The sequence below is a fragment of the Pseudomonas sp. 18.1.10 genome (assembly GCF_024655625.1).
Classification (GTDB): Bacteria; Pseudomonadota; Gammaproteobacteria; order Pseudomonadales; family Pseudomonadaceae; genus Aquipseudomonas.
In genome coordinates, this window is record NZ_JANLGL010000122.1 from 1 (window position 1) to 18,269 (window position 18,269).

Annotated in this window: 14 protein-coding genes and 1 pseudogene; 9 read left to right on the forward strand and 6 right to left on the reverse strand. The window is 57.5% G+C overall.

The annotated features are described in order from the left end of the window. Positions 1 to 151 precede the first annotated feature (151 nt). The 3 genes from sutA to glnK form a co-directional block, all read right to left on the reverse strand. Positions 152 to 487 carry a transcriptional regulator SutA gene (gene sutA, locus NUV89_RS19365; protein ID WP_257782565.1) on the reverse strand — a complete coding sequence of 112 codons (336 nt, stop codon included), beginning with the start codon at positions 485 to 487 and terminating at the stop codon, positions 152 to 154. A 345-nt stretch (positions 488 to 832) separates the two neighbouring features. Continuing rightward, positions 833 to 2,170, reverse strand: a complete 1,338-nt coding sequence (locus tag NUV89_RS19370) for an ammonium transporter (RefSeq protein WP_017736993.1) — start codon at positions 2,168 to 2,170, stop codon at positions 833 to 835. A gap of 34 nt (positions 2,171 to 2,204) precedes the next feature. After that, on the reverse strand, positions 2,205 to 2,543 hold the full coding sequence (glnK, locus tag NUV89_RS19375; protein ID WP_002555808.1) for a P-II family nitrogen regulator: 339 nt from the start codon (positions 2,541 to 2,543) through the stop codon (positions 2,205 to 2,207). Positions 2,544 to 2,965: 422 nt separating this feature from the next. Between glnK and NUV89_RS19380 the strand changes: the two genes are divergently transcribed. The 7 genes and pseudogenes from NUV89_RS19380 to NUV89_RS19410 all read left to right on the forward strand — a co-directional run bounded on the left by NUV89_RS19380 (position 2,966) and on the right by NUV89_RS19410 (position 10,701). Continuing rightward, the gene (locus tag NUV89_RS19380; protein WP_257782566.1) at positions 2,966 to 3,229 is read left to right on the forward strand and encodes an accessory factor UbiK family protein; all 264 of its coding nucleotides are present in this window, start codon (positions 2,966 to 2,968) and stop codon (positions 3,227 to 3,229) included. A gap of 239 nt (positions 3,230 to 3,468) precedes the next feature. Next, positions 3,469 to 3,705, forward strand: a pseudogene (locus NUV89_RS19385) (magnesium chelatase domain-containing protein); the annotation flags it as partial. Between the two features lie 183 nt (positions 3,706 to 3,888). Next, on the forward strand, positions 3,889 to 5,166 hold the full coding sequence (locus NUV89_RS19390) for a site-specific integrase (RefSeq protein ID WP_026136911.1): 1,278 nt from the start codon (positions 3,889 to 3,891) through the stop codon (positions 5,164 to 5,166). 16 nt (positions 5,167 to 5,182) lie between these two features. Beyond that, complete coding sequence (locus NUV89_RS19395) at positions 5,183 to 6,853, forward strand: hypothetical protein (RefSeq protein WP_257782567.1); 1,671 nt, start codon at positions 5,183 to 5,185, stop codon at positions 6,851 to 6,853. Continuing rightward, positions 6,846 to 8,885, forward strand: a complete 2,040-nt coding sequence (locus NUV89_RS19400) for a hypothetical protein (protein ID WP_198834239.1) — start codon at positions 6,846 to 6,848, stop codon at positions 8,883 to 8,885. The genes NUV89_RS19395 and NUV89_RS19400 overlap by 8 nt, the downstream gene beginning before the upstream one ends. Beyond that, positions 8,875 to 9,291, forward strand: coding sequence for a hypothetical protein (locus tag NUV89_RS19405; protein WP_046070067.1), 417 nt, complete (start codon positions 8,875 to 8,877; stop codon positions 9,289 to 9,291). Before NUV89_RS19400 ends, NUV89_RS19405 begins: the two co-directional genes overlap by 11 nt. Positions 9,292 to 9,417: 126 nt before the next feature. Further along, positions 9,418 to 10,701: a YifB family Mg chelatase-like AAA ATPase gene (locus tag NUV89_RS19410; RefSeq protein ID WP_257782568.1), complete on the forward strand. Its 1,284-nt coding sequence runs from the start codon at positions 9,418 to 9,420 to the stop codon at positions 10,699 to 10,701. 7 nt (positions 10,702 to 10,708) lie between these two features. Here the strand turns inward: NUV89_RS19410 and NUV89_RS19415 are convergent, their stop codons facing one another. Next, positions 10,709 to 11,938, reverse strand: coding sequence for a benzoate/H(+) symporter BenE family transporter (locus NUV89_RS19415; protein ID WP_257782569.1), 1,230 nt, complete (start codon positions 11,936 to 11,938; stop codon positions 10,709 to 10,711). A 105-nt stretch (positions 11,939 to 12,043) separates the two neighbouring features. On the opposite strand from NUV89_RS19415, the gene NUV89_RS19420 reads away from it, so the two are divergent. Next, a complete protein-coding gene (locus NUV89_RS19420; RefSeq protein ID WP_257782570.1) occupies positions 12,044 to 13,543 on the forward strand; it encodes a PLP-dependent aminotransferase family protein in 1,500 nt (499 codons plus the stop codon). A 20-nt stretch (positions 13,544 to 13,563) separates the two neighbouring features. Here the strand turns inward: NUV89_RS19420 and NUV89_RS19425 are convergent, their stop codons facing one another. Beyond that, on the reverse strand, positions 13,564 to 15,540 hold the full coding sequence (locus NUV89_RS19425; protein WP_257782571.1) for a methyl-accepting chemotaxis protein: 1,977 nt from the start codon (positions 15,538 to 15,540) through the stop codon (positions 13,564 to 13,566). Positions 15,541 to 15,720: 180 nt separating this feature from the next. After that, entirely contained in the window at positions 15,721 to 16,638 is a 918-nt protein-coding gene (locus tag NUV89_RS19430; protein WP_257782572.1) for a LysR substrate-binding domain-containing protein, read from the reverse strand. 152 nt (positions 16,639 to 16,790) lie between these two features. On the opposite strand from NUV89_RS19430, the gene NUV89_RS19435 reads away from it, so the two are divergent. Further along, positions 16,791 to 18,194, forward strand: a complete 1,404-nt coding sequence (locus tag NUV89_RS19435; protein ID WP_257782573.1) for a NorM family multidrug efflux MATE transporter — start codon at positions 16,791 to 16,793, stop codon at positions 18,192 to 18,194. Positions 18,195 to 18,269: the final 75 nt, after the last annotated feature.

The window sequence follows — 18,269 nt, forward strand, 5'->3', positions numbered from 1 at the left end:
GTGTATCAGTCGGCACATCAGTGACTGACAGACCGCATTCGCGAGCAAGCCCGCTCCCACATTTGGTATGCGGTGGGCCTTAGGAATTTACTCCAGGCATGAAAAAGCCCGCAGCGACGGCGGGCTTTTTCTTACAAGCAGGTGGCTGACCTCAGATAGGTCGGCTGCCGTACTTGTTATCCGGCTTCTTCGGTGGATCAGCCACCACGTTGGCCTCGACTTCCTGCACTTTGCCGCCTTTAGCGAGGAATTCTTCCATCGCACGGGCCAACGCATCGCGCTCTTTGTTCTTGGCTTCAACGCTCGGCAGTTCGTCTACCGAAACAGCAGCCTTGGCTTTGCCTTTGGCTTTGGGTGCTGCGTCGCCGTCGCCACTGTCCTCGGCTTCGTCGGCACCACCGTCATCGGCTACCGCCTCAAGACTATCTTCGGTCTCGTCGTCGTCACCTACTTCGAGGTCGTCGTTTTCCAGATCATCGTCGCTCATGTTCTACCTCATGACTTGCGAAAAGCAGATTAGTTATAGCCCAGCTTCATCCCCTGTCGAGGCCGCCGGAAAAAAATCAACATCCACTGGATAACCAGTGGCTTATGCCCCATCACCGCGAGAGGTGGCGAGGACTTCACAAGCAGCGCCAGGTTCACGCTGCTCGCCCAGATAAATACAGTTTTGCGCCCATCGGCGCGCATTCTAGCGCGCTCTGGGAAAAAACAAAGTGTCGAATACGCCTACATGCCTGTAAGACATTCGCATGCGAGGACACGCCGCGTGCTCTCTCACAAACACCAGACAAAAAAATGCCCGGCAAGCCGGGCATTTTTTTTCGCGCACTTACAAGTTGTAGCCGCGTTCGTTGTGCTGCGCCAGGTCGAGGCCGACAGCCTCTTCCTCTTCGGTGACCCGCAGGCCCATGACCATGTCCAGCACCTTGAGGATGATGTAGGTCACGATTGCCGTGTAGATCACGGTGAAGCCAACGCCTTTGCACTGGATCCAGACCTGCGCCGCGACGTCAGTCACGGTGCCGAAGCCGCCCAATGCAGGGGCTGCGAACACACCCGTGAGGATTGCACCGACGATACCGCCGATACCGTGCACGCCGAATGCGTCCAGGGAGTCATCGTAGCCCAGCTTGCGCTTGAGGCTGGTGGCGCAGAAGAAGCAGATCACACCAGCCACCAGGCCGATCACCAGGGCGCCCATCGGGCCCACGGTGCCAGCGGCTGGCGTGATTGCCACCAGGCCGGCTACCACGCCCGAGGCAATGCCCAGTGCGCTTGGCTTACCGTGGGTGATCCACTCGGCGAACATCCAGCCCAGCGCAGCAGCTGCGGTAGCGATCTGGGTAACCAGCATCGCCATGCCGGCAGTGCCGTTGGCCGCAGCAGCGGAACCGGCGTTGAAGCCGAACCAGCCGATCCACAGCATGGCCGCGCCGATCAGGGTGTAACCGAGATTGTGCGGCGCCATTGGGGTAGTCGGGAAGCCTTTGCGCTTGCCGAGCACGATGCACGCCACCAGGCCAGCCACACCGGCGTTGATGTGCACCACGGTGCCGCCGGCGAAGTCCAGCACGCCCCAGTCCCACATCAGGCCGCCGTTGCCGCTCCAGACCATGTGCGCAATCGGCGCATAGACCAGGGTGAACCAGATAGCCATGAAGATCAGCATCGCGGAGAACTTCATGCGCTCGGCGAAGGCACCGACGATCAGGGCCGGGGTGATGATGGCGAAAGTCATCTGGAAGGTGATGAACACCGCTTCCGGGAACAGCGCCGCAGGCCCGGTGATGCTGGCCGGGGTCACGCCCGCCAGGAACGCCTTGCCCATGCCGCCGAAGAAGGAGTTGAAGTTGACCACACCCTGTTCCATACCGGTGGTATCGAACGCGATGCTGTAGCCGTAGACAACCCACAGAATGCTGATAAGGCCAGTGATGGCGAAGCACTGCATCATCACCGACAGAATATTCTTGGAGCGGACCATGCCGCCGTAGAACAGCGCCAGGCCAGGGATGGTCATGAACAGCACCAAAGCGGTGGCCGTCAGCATCCAGGCGGTGTCGCCGGAATTGAGGACTGGAGCAGCCACTTCGTCTGCCGCCATGGCCAGGCTTGGCATTACGATGGACAACAGGGCTCCGAGCCCTGCGAATTTACGCAGAGTCATATTGTTTTCTCCTGGGGCGTTGGGGTTTGGCGGCTTAGATTGCGTCGGTATCGGTTTCGCCGGTACGGATGCGAATAGCCTGTTCCAGATTGACCACGAAGATCTTGCCGTCACCGATCTTGCCGGTGTTGGCCGCCTTGGTTATCGCCTCGATAACCCGGTCAAGATCCTTGTCGTCAATGGCGACATCAATCTTCACCTTCGGCAGGAAATCGACCACGTATTCCGCGCCGCGATACAGCTCGGTGTGACCCTTCTGCCGACCGAAGCCTTTGACCTCAGTGACGGTAATGCCCTGCACGCCGATCTCGGACAACGACTCGCGTACATCGTCCAACTTGAACGGCTTGATGATGGCAGTGACTAGCTTCATGAAAACTCTCTCCCGAATTGGTGGACTTGCCCCAGGAAAACAAACCCGTCTCAAGTCTAAGCGCAGTGCCTGGCTTTGTAACGCGTCGTCGCGAAGGCAATTGCCTTTGTGACGCCAGCGATCCACTGGTGACGAAACCTGTACCCCTGATCCGTCGGCGCACTGCATTCGTCACAGCGACTGCATCAGTGCATGGGTCATGATCGTCTAAGCAGAAACCTTGCCAGCTCCGTAAAAATCACTGAAATCAGTCCTTTGCCCACGTTTGCCCAGTTGCGGGGTGTTTTGGCGACGGCAATGCGCACAAAAACAGTGCGCCGCTGTACGGCACGTTGCGCGAAAAGCGTGCGCGGGCGGCGGTAAAAAAGACTATAGACGCCGCGTGATACACTGCCGGCCAACAGTTTCTCGGAATATTTCCCATGCTCGCGCCCAAAGACCTCCTCGACGCCCTGAGCGGCCACGCCTCTCGCCTGTTCAGCGGCGAAACCCCGCTGCCCCGCACTGAAATCGAAAGCCAGTTCAAGGCGCTGCTGCAAAGCGGCTTCAGCAAGCTCGACCTGGTGAGCCGGGAAGAATTTGACAGCCAGATGGTCGTGCTGGCCCGCACACGTGCGCGGCTGGAGAGTTTGGAAGCGAAAGTCGCCGAACTGGAAGCGCGATTGACCCCGCTGCCGAGTAACTGACTCAACTCGGTCAAAATGTGGGAGCTGGCTTGCCTGCGAAGGCGGTGGATCAGTTAGTTGATCTTTGACTGACACACCGCATTCGCGAGCAAGCCCGCTCCCACACAAGCCAGCTCCCACATTTGTTCTGTGTTGCTCTCTGGATACGTTCTGTAAAACCTCCCCCGCCTCGCTCTTCCCCACCTCGTCTACCCTTGAAAAATCCGCAGGAAGCGGCCTCTCCATTTCAAGGAACGATCATGTCCCTCGCCATCGTCCACAGTCGCGCCCAAGTCGGCGTCGAAGCCCCGGCGGTCACCGTCGAAGTGCATATGGCCAATGGTTTGCCGTCGCTCACCCTGGTGGGCCTGCCCGAAACCGCCGTCAAGGAAAGCAAGGACCGCGTACGCAGCGCCATCCTCAATAGCGCCCTGCAATATCCCGCGCGCCGCATCACCCTCAACCTCGCGCCCGCCGACCTGCCCAAGGACGGCGGGTACGGGTTAGGTGCAGCCAAGGACACGCCACAAGATAGGTGCTTGAGCCTATGGACAGAAAATCTCAGGAGTCACTGGGAAAATTTCGCTGATTCGTTATGTTGGGCTACCTGCACCGACTTTGTAGGTACGAACACACCTGTACCTGCAAGCGGATAGGATAACCTTTCGCTAGGAATGGGTATGGCAAGACTCAGAAATCTCATACACACGCAATATCGATGTTCCGTCACCGAAGAACGCGTTGACTGGTATGTCGCAGCAGGACGCTTACCGATTGAGGGCCTTCCCCAAATCATTTGGACTAATGGTGAGGCTTGGCGAGAAGTTAATCTTTGGGCGCTGCAGCGTTCGACGGAAAATGGCCTATCCCTCGATACTGTCCGCTCTAACATGAGTTCGATGCTGAGCTATGCAAACTGGCTGGAAGCTACGCAAACAACGTGGTGGGAGTTCCCTCAGCGCAAAGCTGACCGATGTCTGTTCAGATACCGAGGTTACCTGATAGCCATGCGGGATGAAGGTCAATTAGCCCCATCAACTGCATCCCAAAGAATGCGAGATGTAATCAATTTCTACCGATGGCTGTTAGCATCAGAACTTCTGTTATCTGAATGGCCTCTTTGGACAGATCAAACGATTTCTATACGAGTGCCGAATTCAGTGGGGCTCGAACGGACCATTATCGTTCAATCAAGTGAGCTATCCATAAAAAACCGCAAAGCTAATGCGCTGAGATTGGAAGACGGACTGCTACCGGTATCGGCTGACGACAGAGACATAATTCTTGAGTATGCGGCTGAGCACGCCAGTTGGGAACTATACTTATTGCTCACGCTGGGCTTTTACACGGGGATGAGACTGGGAACGCTTTGTGATTTAAAAGTGAGCTCGCTAGAACGCGCTTTTATAGACCCGGATCAATCAGGCCTTTATAAGATCGCTGTTGGACCCGGCGCATCCCCCTCAGTAGCGACTAAATTTGGGGTAACAGGGCACGTTTGGATTGTTAAAGAACATCTAAACCTCATCAGGAGTTATGTCATCAGCCCACGGCGGCAAGCACGGGTGCAGGTAGCAGATGATAAAAACAAAGAAGTAGTTTTTTTGACGCGATTTGGAAACAAATATACCAAATCGAAGAAAGAAAGAAGTAGTGCCATTAACGTAGAAATGCATAGCTTAAGAAAAAAAGCTGCAAGCGCAGGCTTAGTAGTTTTTGAAGGCTTTTACTTCCACCAAACCCGATGCACGTTTGCAACTCAGCTAGCTAGAATTTTGTTACCGATATCAGGAGCCGTCAACGCTATCGCGATCATCAAAGAAGCGCTGTTGCACAAAAACGAAGCCACATCATTGCAGTACATAAAATTCGTAGAACAATCAGCCGCGAAGGCAGCAAGCGCCAACGAATTCACTCGGAAATTCTTAGGGCTCGGAGACAAGTGCAAAAATGGCTAACCCGACTCGAGAGTTCATGTTTCGTAACGTTAAGTATGGAAAAGAGGAGACAGTCTGGGACCTTGAGCCTTTGCTGTATTTTGGCGCGTCATCCGCAAGAGCCGATGAGGTCAATGCTTCAATAGAGGCAGGAGCGTTCGGACCAAAACTATCAAATCGTATTCCTTTGGTAAAAGAATTTTATGATTTGCTGGATGCCAAAATTGAGTCCGGCCACTCAAAAAGCACAGTCAAAAAGGGAATACTAAACCTAAGGCGCCTGTATACATGGGGAGAATTACATGGCGTGGAAGTCAGTCTTGCAAACCTTGAAACTAGTTTTATAGCCTGGACAGACTCTCTTCTACATCGTAGCAGAATCGAACGGAGCATCAAATCAATTACAGCTTTTGACATGGCGGTGTCGATATCATCTTTAATAGATGGCTTATTTGAGCGAAACTCCAAAATCATTTCAAAAACTCGACTCCAGAAATCAAGGAAAGGGGATCAATACAATAATAACTCTGATAAAAATCAGATTGCTACGGCCGTCTCACTTGGACATTTCCTTGTAGATATCACAACAGCGCTCACAAAAGATAAAATCTACGGCCCTCTACCTGTTCAGATAGAAACCCGTGCTGGGCATACCCTTATTGAGTGGTCCAAACTATTACCGCCCGATCGACTTAAACTAAGTAAAACCGGCCGTAAGCCTAACAGCCGTATGAGGCAGTTGTGGACAGAGGAACATTCTTGGAGAACTAGGCACCCTCTGTTTAATTTGAGAATCGAGGCTGAGCTCTTAATATTCATTGCCCAAACCGGCATGAACTTAGCGCAAGCAAATCAATTAACAGTGGGAAGATTCACATATCAGAGCTACGAAGAAGGATACAAGGTTCGCCGCATCTACAAGAATAGACGACAAGGGGAAGTCGAATTCACGGTCTACAGCGAATACAGAATTCATTTTGAGACATATCTAAAGTGGCGCTCCGCAATTTTAGAGGAACTAAATGACGAGAGATTATTTCCACTGACTACGCCAGGGAGAAGAAGAGCACCGGACGCTTCACCTCACTTTGCGTCGATTCGAAAAAGGTGCCAACTCGCCGGGGTCACGTATGTAGGTCCCAGAGACCTGCGGAAAACGAGAGCTAACTGGCTGTTTCGCAAATTAGCAGATACTTCTGTAACCGCAGAGATGAACCAGCACGAAGACCGCACACTACTTCAAAATTACATCCGCCCGAACCATCAGATAGCAGCGTTTGAAGTCAGCCGTTTCATGGAAGCGAGCGACCCTACTAGGAAAGCTGCTGCTCCAGGGCTTTGTGTATCCGCAAGCCCCTTAGCGACTAAGACCGCTCAGTCAACCTCGCCGAGCCCAGACTGCGTCAGCCCAGCTGGTTGTCTGTTCTGCGTTCACCATAGGGACGTTAATACGCTAGATCATTTCTGGTCGCTTGCGAGCTACCGGTACTGCAAATCTGTAGAGTTATCCAGGGCAGGAAATTCAGCGTTTAAGGACCATCCAGCAGAGCAGGTAATTTTAGCAATTGACGCACGCCTATTATCTGCGTCGCATTCTGATGACTTAGCCCGCGTAAACATAACTGAAGCAAAATTAAAAGTGGCTGAGGCCGATTACCACCCTGAATGGAGCGACTTGATAAATCTGCTAGAGGGTCAATATGAATAATCATGCCACGAAGGACTTCGGCTTAAAACTTGAAATAGAGTCGGTCAGCCCATACGCCGCGAACTTTCGACCTCCCACTTGGCCGCCCGTCCAAGATTACGCCATCGTTATAAACTCTGAGGGTCTAGTGGTAAGTCGTTACGGCGACAGCATTTGGAACTTGAGCCCTTGGGCCCAGATCACTTTGCAGATTAACTTCGGTGATGGTCCGCTTCGCAAAGGCACAGCGTCAATAACCAAATCAAATGCAGATATTCTTAGACTGATTGCTGCATGGTGGTTATATGGACCGAGAGCTGTAAGATCCCCAACCACCCTGCTTGCTCGCGTCAGGGTACTCAAACCTTTGTTCATTGCCTGCTCACGGGCAGGCATAAAGGTAACTGAGCTGACCCGTTATCCGCGAGTTTTATCAGAAATCTCAGAGAAAGGTCTGGTATCTGGTCCTGCAGCATACTCACTTCACGTCCTATATGAGTGGCGCGATAGCGTGGGCCTGGAAATTTTGCCACCTAGAGACATCGCCAAAACGGTTAAGCCGAAAACAGACGTTGGTGTAGTGCAGACGGCCTATATCCCACCGAGGATCTGGAAATATCAAGTCTCCCGGCTAAAAGAGTATCTTGACGATTTCATGAAGCACAAGACTCAAATTGAAAACCTATATAATTTCTATTTAAATATACACACCAACGGAGATTTAGGAAATCAAACCCCAAAAGAAGGAAAACTAGTAACAATACGTAGTTATGAAGGGATAAAACCTGATACGCCTAGAACATTCCACATGAAGCACTTTCACGAATACGCTGCGGAGTACGGAGTTCAAGATGTACTTACCAAATGGATCGGAAAACTAACTGGCGGCGGACGAGGGGTCATGTGCCTGACATCCTATCTAACTTTGGCAGGGCATGTCGGCATCGCCTATATTATTAATTTCTCAATGATGCGCATCAATGAAGCTTGGATGTTGCGTCAATCGTGTTTATCATGCGAAGAAGATGAAGAGTTCGGGAAAATTTATATTTTGACCGGATCTACATCTAAAACCCTTCAGGACGACAACGCCCGATGGATCACATCCTCATCCGTTGAGCTAGCTATAGAAGTATTGTCTGCAATTTCAACGCTTCGAATGAATACATTATGCTCCCTATCCCCAAACAGCATTCCCGCCAGTATAGTTGAAGATCCATGGTTAGTGTTACCAGCTGTAGAGCCTTGGTCGAACAAACAGTACTCAGGGAATCTAACTATCAGACATACGTACCCTAGCTATACCTCGTGCATCAACGACTTCCCTCGACTGTTCGACTCGGATGTAGTTGCAATAACCAGCGAAGACGTCGAGCTTTCCTTACGGGTAAGTACATATTTCCCTGAAAATAGATTTGCTGTAGGCAAGCCTTGGCCCTTTGCATGGCACCAGCTACGCCGGACAGGCGTAGTCAATATGATGTCATCATCACTAGTGTCAGACGCATCAATACAGTACCAGCTAAAGCACTCATCTCGGGCGATGTCACTGTACTATGGTCGCGGCTATTCACAAGCCAATCTCAACGAGTCGCTTCGGTCTGAATATATTTCAGCCACATATGAAGTCATGGCGAAGGAGATGAAATCGCTTATCAGCACAAGCTTCATAAGCGCGTTTGGCGAATCACATAAAATCAACTTACTTAAAGACATATCCGAGCAAACGGAACCCCAAATACAAAAGGCACTGAAGAATGGATTGATTTCACTTAGGCCGACAATATTTGGTAATTGCACCAAGACGGGTAATTGTCCTTATGGGGGCTTTGAAAATGTAATTCGATGTGGGGGTGGAGACGGCCAACCTCCCTGCTCGGAGGGAATTATTGATATACGAAAAAAGAAGGCTGTCGAGAGGATGAGGTCCCTCACCCTAAATCGATATACATCGGCCCCTGCAGATTCACCGTTGAGAGTTTCTTTGGGAATGCAAATTCTGGCTTTAGACAATATCAGTGACTTGATTAACGGAGCAACAAATGAGTGCTGAAGATAATTTCAGAAGAGCTTTTGATCGATTAAAAGCAGGTATGCCAATCACTATTTCTAAAAATTCGCTAGTCTCACAGAACAATGTGGCTAGAGAAGCTGGATGCGACCCATCAGCACTTAAGAAATCTCGACATCCCGCTTTGATTTCTGAGATTCAAGAGTGGGCAAAGCAGCATGGCCCGGTAAAAGTCAGTTCCGAACGCGCTCGCTCAAAGCCGCGTCGGCCAGAGCACAGGGACCTACGTAATGAAATCGAAATGCTTAAGATGGAGCGCGACTCAGCTCTCTCTCGCTTGGTGGAGGCTGACGCCAAAATCTTTGACTTGACCATAGAAAACAAGCGCCTCCATGCTCAGCGAAAGGCTCCCAACGTCACGGTCCTGAGAGAGAGAAGAGATACCTAGGGCAGCATGGACATTTGCTTCAAAAGCATTCTGAAAACATCGGTCCGTATGGACAGTAGTTGTATTCACTGCCAACGCCCGGTTTTTAGTGCTTTAGCGCTAGTGTCCATACCCCCTACCTAGCCGTTGAGCCGCCGTTTTGATCTGGCGATTGCCCTGGGCATCCTGGCCGCCAGTCTGCAGGTGCCGGCGTTGATGCTTGATGAGGTGGAATGCCTGGGCGAACTGGCGCTGTCCGGCGAGGTGCGTGCGGTGAAGGGTGTATTGCCTGCGGCATTGGCGGCGCGCAAGGCCGGGCGCACCGTGATAGTGCCCAGGGCGAATGCCGAGGAAGCGTGCCTGGCGTCGGGCTTGAAGGTGATCGCGGTGGATCACCTGTTGCAGGTCGTGGCACACCTGAACGGTCACCAACCGATTGAACCTTACACATCCGATGGCTTGCTGTACTTGAACAAGCCGTACCCGGACTTGTGCGAAGTACAGGGCCAGCTCGCGGCCAAGCGCGCACTGTTGATTGCGGCCGCGGGCGCCCACAACCTGCTGTTCAGCGGGCCTCCCGGAACGGGCAAGACCTTGCTCGCCAGCCGCCTGCCCGGCTTGTTGCCGCCACTAAGTGAGCAGGAAGCGCTGGAAGTGGCAGCGATTCAATCCGTGGTCAGCCTGGCACCCCTGAGCCATTGGCCGCATCGACCGTTTCGTCAGCCCCACCATTCGGCGTCAGGCCCGGCCTTGGTGGGCGGCGGATCAAAGCCGCAGCCGGGGGAAATCACCCTGGCCCATCACGGCGTATTGTTTCTGGATGAGTTACCGGAGTTTGATCGCAAGGTGCTGGAGGTTCTGCGCGAGCCTTTGGAGTCGGGGCACATCGTCATCTCCCGCGCCCGCGACCGTGTGAGCTTTCCCGCGCGCTTTCAGCTGGTGGCCGCAATGAACCCCTGCCCCTGTGGCTACATGGGCGAACCCAGCGGGCGCTGTCGCTGCACGCCGGAGCAGATCCAGCGCTATCGCAACAAGCTCTCCGGACCGTTGCTGGACCGGATCGACCTGCACCTGACCGTCGCCCGGGAAACCACCGCGTTGAACCCGGCGCCACAAACCGGCGACAACACGGCCACCGCGTCGGCGCTGGTGGCCCAGGCCCGGGAGCGCCAGCAAAACCGCCAGGGCTGTGCCAATGCGTTCCTGGATTTACCTGGGCTGCGCCGGCATTGCGCGCTGTCCAAGCCCGATGAAGCCTGGCTGGAAAGCGCGTGCGAGCGGCTGACCCTGTCCCTGCGCGCCGCCCACCGGCTGCTGAAAGTGGCGCGCACCCTGGCAGACCTGGAGCGCGCGGAAACTATCGGTCGCCAGCACATTGCCGAAGCCCTGCAATACCGGCCAGCAGCGTGCAGCCAGGGTGACCACCGATAGGCGAGCCTTATTGCGTGGCGCCCTCGGTCGAATCGTCTGCTGCCGTCTTTCTCCTGGGCAGGCGGCCATTGAGCAACGCATACGCCGCCAGCCCGATCAACAGCCCCCAAAACGCCCCGCCTATGCCCAACAGGGTGATATTGGCAGCGCACGCCAGAAAGGTTATCAGCGATGCCTCTCGGGATTTGGCGTCAGCCATGGCGCTGGCCAGGCTCGCGCCGATGGTGCCGAGCAGGGCCAAGCCGGCCAGCGTCGTAATGAAGGTGGCCGGGAACGCCATGAACACCGCAGCCAGCGTCACCCCGAAGACCCCGACTAGGATATAGAACACACCGGCGGCAACCCCCGCGATCCAGCGCCTGGAGGGGTCTTGCGAGGCTTCCTTGCCGGTACAGATCGCGGCGGTGATGGCCGCCACGTTGAACGCGTGGGAGCCAAAGGGCGCCATTAACAGCGAGCCCAGCCCAGTTACCGTGAGGATCGGGTTGGCGCTGATCTTGAAGCCGTCGTTGCGCAGCACCAGCATGCCTGGCATGTACTGCCCCGTCAGCGTGATTAGAAAGAGCGGCAGTGCCACGCTGAGCAGCGCATTGAGCGAGAACTCAGGCGGGGTGAACACCGGCGCCGCCAATTGCAGGGATAGCCCCGAAAGATCCACGCGCGCCTGTGTCAACAGAAACGCCAGCCCCAGCACCAGAATGCCAACAACGGCGTAACGCGCGGTAAACCGCTTGAGCAGGATGTAGGCGACGACCAACAACCCGACCAACAGCGGGTCGAGGCTCATGCCCGCAAACGCGCCCACCCCGAACGGCAGCAGGATACCGGCGAGCAGCGCGGCGGCGATGCCGGGCGGAATCAAGCGGATGAGTTTTTCGAAACAGCCCGACAACCCCAGCAACACAAAGGCGGCAGCTGACAGCATGTACGCACCGACCGCCTCGGCGTAGGGCGTCGTGGCCAGCGCAACCACCAGAAACGCCGCGGCAGGCGTCGACCACGCGGTGATGATCGGCTGACGGTTTGCCCAACTGAGATACAACCCGGTGACGCCAACGCCAATCGACACCGACCACACCCACGACGCCGTCAGCTCAGAGCTGAGCCCCGCAACCCTGGCCGCCTGGAACACCAGGATAAAGGTGCCGCCATAATTGACGATCACCGAAATAAGCCCGGCAATCACCGGGTGGAACAGGTCGCGCCAGCGCAACGGCGACGAGAGCGGAGAGGACATGGGGCGTTGCTCCTTGCGGTGGATAGGTGATAGCAGCAAGGGTTAAAGTCTACGGACAGACTGGCCTGCCACTACCGGCCAATTCATCAAGGATGAGCAGACCGCATGGCAAAAACGTTCGAATTGGAAACGCTGCAGATGCGGCTCAATGATGCTGAATTGCGCCTGCTGGACCTGCACCAGCGTATCCAGCGCGCATTGCGCACGCTGATCCTCGACGGCGCACTGGCGCCCGGCCTGAAGCTGCCGGCGACGCGGGTGCTGGCCAAATCACTGGGGCTTGCCCGCGACACGGTGGAAAACGCCTACGTGCAGTTGCACCGTGATGGTTTCATCGTGCGGCGCGCAGGCTCTGGCAGCTATGTGTGCGATGCCATCGGCACCGAATTGCGCGGTGCCTCGCGCCGACGCACCAAGGCCGAAGCCGTCAAAAGCAGCGAGGCGGCGAACGGCGCAGGCTTGAGTCAGCGCGGCAGGATGATCCTCGACAGCGGCGGCGTGAACGATCAACAGGTCATCAAGGCGTTTGCCACCGGCCTGCCGGAAACACGGACGTTCCCGACGGACGTCTGGGAGCGCCTGCAACGCCAGGTGATGAAGGACCATCGCAGCAACGTGCTGTTGCACGGCGACCCGCAGGGCGCTGAGCCATTGCGCAAAGCCATCGCCACCTACTTGAACCTTGAGCGTGGCGCCAAATGCTCGCCGGACCAGGTGCTGGTGCTAAGCAGTACGCGCCAGGCGCTGTTTCTCTGCGCACAGTTGCTGGTGGACGTCGGCAAACCGATCCTGCTGGAGAACCCGGGGTACTTTGGCGCGAAAAAGGCGTTTGAAACCGCCGAGGCCAGGGTTGTGCCGATCGACGTCGATGAGCACGGCATACGCACCGACCTGCTGCACGCCGACCGCAGCGGCGCCCCTTGCGTGTATGTGACGCCCTCCCACCAATACCCGACCGGCGTCACGTTGGCCCTGGAACGTCGTCTTGAGTTGATCCACTGGGCAGCGGAACACGGCAAGTGGATCATCGAGGATGACTATGACAGCGAGTTTCACTACCAAGGCAAACCCACCGCCTGCGTGCAGGGCCTGGACAAGTACCGGCGCACGCTCTACATCGGCACCTTCAGCAAGACCCTCTACCCCGGCCTGCGCATGGGCTACATGGTGCTGCCAGCCGAATTGGTCAAAGCGTTCACCTACGCCCGCAGCATGATGGACGGCCACACACCGCAGAGCCTGCAACTGACACTGGCGCGCTTTATGGAGGACGGGCATTACAACGCCCACGTCCGGGCCATGCGCAAACTCTACGGCGCACGCCAAACGCTCATGTTGGAGGCGATCGGCAAGCATCTGCACGGTGTGGTGACAGCCTGCCGCCCGCCGGGCGGGCTGCAAATCCCGTGCTTGCTGCACGAAGGCTGGTCAGAAGAAACCACCATTCGCCAAGCCGCCAGCGCCGGTGTGCAGTTGCCCGGTCTCAGCCGGTTATACGCCGGCGACGAAAAAAAGCAGGGCTGGCTGCTGGGCTATTCATCCTTGAACGCCCATGAAATCGAAACCGCCATGGTGCGCCTGGCGGGTGCGCTGAAAAACCCATAGGCCAGCCCCGGCGCCGACCTTCAACGGAAGCGGTCGACCTCTTGGCGCAAGCCTGCCGCCAACGTCTCCAGCTCCTTGGCCGTAATCGCCAGGTTCGACACCACTTCGCGCTGCTCGCTGTTGGCCAGCGCAATACTCTGCAAGTTGCTGCTGAGCAACGTCGCCGTGCTGCTCTGTTCCTGGGTCGCCGTGGTGATCGCGGCAAACTGCTGCCCCGCCGAGCGGCTTTGCTCGTCGATGCGCGCAAGGGCCGAGGCCACGTCGGCGTTGCGCGACAGGCCTTCCTGCATCAGCACATTGCCGTGTTCCATGGTGGTGATGGCGTTGCCGGTTTCCTGCTGGATGCTCTGGATCATCGCGGAAATTTCGTCGGTAGCCTCGCGGGTGCGCGACGCCAGGTTGCGCACCTCATCGGCGACCACGGCAAACCCACGGCCCTGCTCACCGGCACGGGCGGCTTCGATGGCGGCATTGAGCGCCAGCAGGTTGGTCTGGTCGGCGATGGAGGTGATCGTGCCGACAATCCCGCCGATCTCCTGGGAACGCTGGCCCAAGGTATTGATCACGGTGGCCGTGCTGTTCAGCGCGGTGGCGATATGTTCCAGGGACGACGACGCCTCTTGCATCGAGTTGCGGCCGATGCGTGTCTGCTGGGCGTTTTCCTGGGCGAGGCGTTCGGTATTGCCCATGTTGTCGGCGATGTTCAGCGAAGTGGCGCTGAACTCTTCCACGGCGCCGGCCATGCTGGTGATCTCGCCAGACTGCTGCTCCATGCCTTCATAGGCCCCGCCAGACAATCCGGACAACGCCTGCGCCCGGCTGTTGACCTCTTCAGCCGCCTTGCGGATATGCGAGACCATGGTCGACAACGCTTCACCCATCTGGTTGAAACTGCGCGCCAGTTGGCCGATTTCGTCATGGCTGGACACGTTCAAGCGCGCGCTCAAATCACCCGCGCCCAGGGCCTCGGCCTGGCGCACCAGGTCGCTCAACGGCTGCAATTTGCTGCGCAGCAGCCAGACCGCCGCGCCGACCGCCAGCAACATCGCCAGCACGCTGCCGATCACCAAACGAATCCCCACGGCCCAGGTGACTGCACGGATCTCAGCCTTCGGCATGCTGGCCACCACCGACCACGGGCCGCCCTCGAACGGCACCGCGACGCTGTAGAAGTCTTCGTTCTTGTCGCTCCAGAACCGCCCGGCGCCCGGCTTTTTCGCCAGGTCGAGCACTACCGGGACCGCCTGGTCCAGCGCCTGCACGCCTGCCGGTGGCACCAGCCACTTCTTCTGCTCATCGAGCAACGCCAGGGAGCCGGTCTGGCCGATGCGGAAGCGCTTGAGGTTGTCGAACTGGGCGTTCTGCGCGTCGGTGTAATCGAAGCCCACAAACAGCACGGCGATGACTTTTCCTGCACTGTCGCGTACCGGTGTGTACTGGGTCATGTAGGAACGTTCGAACAACACGGCACGGCCGACGTAGTTCTGCCCGGCCAGCAAGCGTTGATAGGCCGGGTGCTGGTGATCCAGCGCCGTGCCGATGGCGCGGCTGCCGTCCTGTTTGGTCAGGGACGTGCTGACGCGGATAAAGTCCTCGCCGTTGCGCACAAACACCGTGGCCACGCCGCCCGAGGTGTCCTTGAACTCATCGACTTCGGCGAAATCGTTGTTCAACAGATCGCTGCCCAGGAACAGGCTCGGGGTCTGTACGCCGGCCACGGTCACCGGCTGGTCGGCACGCACGCTCAAACCGGCGCCGAAGCGCTTTTCAAACAGCCCGCTCAAACGCTGGGTACTTTCGCGCAAGGTGCTGTGGAAGGTATTGAGCTGGTCGGCGAGCAGGCGTGCTTCGCTGGCCAGGTGCTCCTCGCGGGTGTCGAGGTTGGCGGAGTCGAGGGAACGCAAGGCAAACACGGTGCTGCCGCTGATGACGACAGCCAGAATCACGGCGAGCGCGAGGCCTAGCTGGGAGGCGATCCGGGCGCGAGGTTGAGACATGACAGCTCCTGGCCGAGGCCAGGATCATCCTGATCTCATAGCGCTGCTCGGCAATTTATCTAGTGGGAAGCGTTGGGGCACGATGGTTCCAACACACCTACTTCGGCGTGCCAGGGCAATACTTGAGCGATTCACAGGGTTATCGCGCAAACGATTGCATGAACGGTGCGCAACGCTTCATTACAGGCGCTCGACCTGGGGCAATTCCATGGCTTTGACTTCGCTTTGCAGGAAGTCCGCCAGGCGCCGCAACCGCTCACCGCCGGGGCGGGTTTTCGGCCACACCAGGTAGTAACTTTCCCCACTGGCCACCGCGGTGGGCCATGGCAGGCTCAAGCGCCCCTGGGCCACGTCTTCGGCCACCATCAACAAATCCCCCATGGACACGCCGTAGCCCCGCGCGGCGGCGATCATGCCCAGTTCAAGGGTGTCGAACACCTGGCCGCCCTTGAGCGATACCTGCGACGACAAGCCCATGCGCTCCAGCCAGCTGCGCCAGTCGCGGCGGTCGGGTGTGGGATGCAACAGCTCGGCCGTCGCCAGGCGTGCGGCGTCCCATGGCCCGTCGTCCAACAGGTTTGGCGCGCCGACTGGAATCAGCAACTCCGGGTACAGGTAGCACGCCTCCCAATCCGCCGGGAAATGCCCGTAGCTCAACAACACCGCACAGTCGAAGGGCTCCTGGTTGAAGTCCACTTCATCCACGTTCATCCACGCGCTGGTCAACTGCACTTCGTTGCCCGGCTGCAAGGCGCGAAAACGACTGAGCCGCGCCAGCAGCCAGCGCATGGTCAGGGTGGAAGGCGCCTTCATGCGCAGGATGTCATCTTCGGCGTTCAAGGTATGGCAGGCACGCTCCAGTGCCGCAAACCCCTCGCGCACGCCGGGCAACAACAGGCGCGCCGCTTCGGTGAGCTGCAAGGTGCGACCGCTGCGCTGGAACAGGCGGCAGGCGAAGTGGTCCTCAAGGGTGCGGATATGCCGGCTCACCGCACTTTGCGTAATCGACAGTTCTTCCGCCGCGCGGGTGAAGGAGTTGTGCCGGGACGCGGCTTCAAAAGCCCGCAGGGCGTAAAGAGGAGGAAGACGACGGGACATGCGGAAAGCTCCGACAGCAGGATGGCGAAACCCTACCAGAATCAATCGGGCATGAGTTTTAATCATGCGAACGATCGCTTTTATCCCTTTGTGCAATCGGCCGAGAGCGCCGAGAATCAACCCTTCCACAACCCCCTGACTATTTGAGCGTGATGATAATGCAGCATCCGGCACGTACCGAACTCTGGGCCATTCTGCGGCTGTCGGGGCCGTTGATTGCCTCACAGTTGGCACACATGCTGATGGTGTTGACCGACACCCTGATGATGGCGCGCCTGAGCCCCGAAGCCCTGGCCGGCGGCGGCCTGGGGGCGGCCAGCTATTCGTTCGTGGCGATTTTCTGCATCGGCGTGATTGCCGCCGTGGGCACCCTGGTGGCGATCCGTCACGGCGCGGGCGATATCGAAGGCGCCACCCGCCTGACCCAGGCCGGGTTGTGGCTCGCCATGCTGATGGCCCTCGCGGCGGCGTTGCTGCTGTGGAACCTAAAGCCCGTGCTGTTGATGTTTGGCCAGACCGAAACCAACGTTCAGGCGGCGGGGCAATTCCTCACGATCCTGCCGTTTGCCCTGCCCGGCTACCTGAGTTTCATGGCCTTGCGCGGCTTCACCAGCGCCATCGGCAAAGCCACGCCGGTGATGGTCATCAGCCTGTGCGGTACGGTCATCAACTACCTGCTCAACCATGCCCTGATCGAGGGCATGTTCGGCCTGCCGAAACTGGGCTTGATGGGCATCGGCCTGGTCACCGCCATCGTCGCCAACGGCATGGCCTTGGCGTTGATGTGGTACATCCGCAGCAACCGTGCGTATGCCGCTTACCCGCTGGGCACGGGCTTGCTGCGCCTCAACACCTCCTACCTGCGCGAGCTGTGGCGCCTGGGCCTGCCGATTGGCGGCACCTATGCGGTGGAGGTCGGGTTGTTCGCCTTCGCGGCGCTGTGCATGGGCACCATGGGCAGCACGCAGTTGGCGGCGCATCAGATCGCCCTGCAGATTGTTTCGGTGGCGTTCATGGTGCCGGCGGGGATGTCCTACGCGGTGACCATGCGCATCGGCCAGCATTACGGCGCCGGGCAGTTGCTGCAGGCGCGTCTGGCTGGCCGGGTCGGCATCGGTTTTGGCGCGACGGTGATGCTTGGATTTGCCGCCGTGTTCTGGTTGTTGTCCGACCCGTTGATCGGGCTGTTCCTCGACCACAATGACCCGAAGTTCCACGACGTGATCGTGCTGGCCGTCAGCCTGTTGGCCGTGGCGGCGTGGTTTGAATTGTTCGACGGTGTGCAGACCATCGCCATGGGTTGTATCCGTGGGCTGAAGGACGCCAAGACCACGTTCCTGGTGGGCCTGGGTTGCTACTGGCTGATCGGTGCGCCGGCGGCGTGGCTGATGGCGTTCACCCTGGGCTGGGGACCGACCGGCGTGTGGTGGGGCCTGGCGCTGGGGCTGGCGTGTGCGGCGGTGAGCCTGACGTGGGCGTTTGAGGCGAAGATGAAGCGGATGATTCGGCGGGAGCCGCAGGTTCAAGCCTCATTTCAAGCCGCTCAGGCGGAGTAAAGACCTGACGCGGTCAAAAACTGTGGGAGCGGGCTTGCTCGCGAATGCGGTGGGTCAGATACAAATTCATTGACT

Coding starts and splice junctions, on each gene's coding strand:
- sutA (WP_257782565.1), bottom strand. CDS start 487: ATGAGCGACGATGATCTGGAAAACGACGACCTCGAAGTAGGTGACGAC.
- NUV89_RS19370 (WP_017736993.1), bottom strand. CDS start 2,170: ATGACTCTGCGTAAATTCGCAGGGCTCGGAGCCCTGTTGTCCATCGTA.
- glnK (WP_002555808.1), bottom strand. CDS start 2,543: ATGAAGCTAGTCACTGCCATCATCAAGCCGTTCAAGTTGGACGATGTA.
- NUV89_RS19380 (WP_257782566.1), top strand. CDS start 2,966: ATGCTCGCGCCCAAAGACCTCCTCGACGCCCTGAGCGGCCACGCCTCT.
- NUV89_RS19390 (WP_026136911.1), top strand. CDS start 3,889: ATGGCAAGACTCAGAAATCTCATACACACGCAATATCGATGTTCCGTC.
- NUV89_RS19395 (WP_257782567.1), top strand. CDS start 5,183: ATGTTTCGTAACGTTAAGTATGGAAAAGAGGAGACAGTCTGGGACCTT.
- NUV89_RS19400 (WP_198834239.1), top strand. CDS start 6,846: ATGAATAATCATGCCACGAAGGACTTCGGCTTAAAACTTGAAATAGAG.
- NUV89_RS19405 (WP_046070067.1), top strand. CDS start 8,875: ATGAGTGCTGAAGATAATTTCAGAAGAGCTTTTGATCGATTAAAAGCA.
- NUV89_RS19415 (WP_257782569.1), bottom strand. CDS start 11,938: ATGTCCTCTCCGCTCTCGTCGCCGTTGCGCTGGCGCGACCTGTTCCAC.
- NUV89_RS19420 (WP_257782570.1), top strand. CDS start 12,044: ATGGCAAAAACGTTCGAATTGGAAACGCTGCAGATGCGGCTCAATGAT.
- NUV89_RS19425 (WP_257782571.1), bottom strand. CDS start 15,540: ATGTCTCAACCTCGCGCCCGGATCGCCTCCCAGCTAGGCCTCGCGCTC.
- NUV89_RS19430 (WP_257782572.1), bottom strand. CDS start 16,638: ATGTCCCGTCGTCTTCCTCCTCTTTACGCCCTGCGGGCTTTTGAAGCC.
- NUV89_RS19435 (WP_257782573.1), top strand. CDS start 16,791: ATGATAATGCAGCATCCGGCACGTACCGAACTCTGGGCCATTCTGCGG.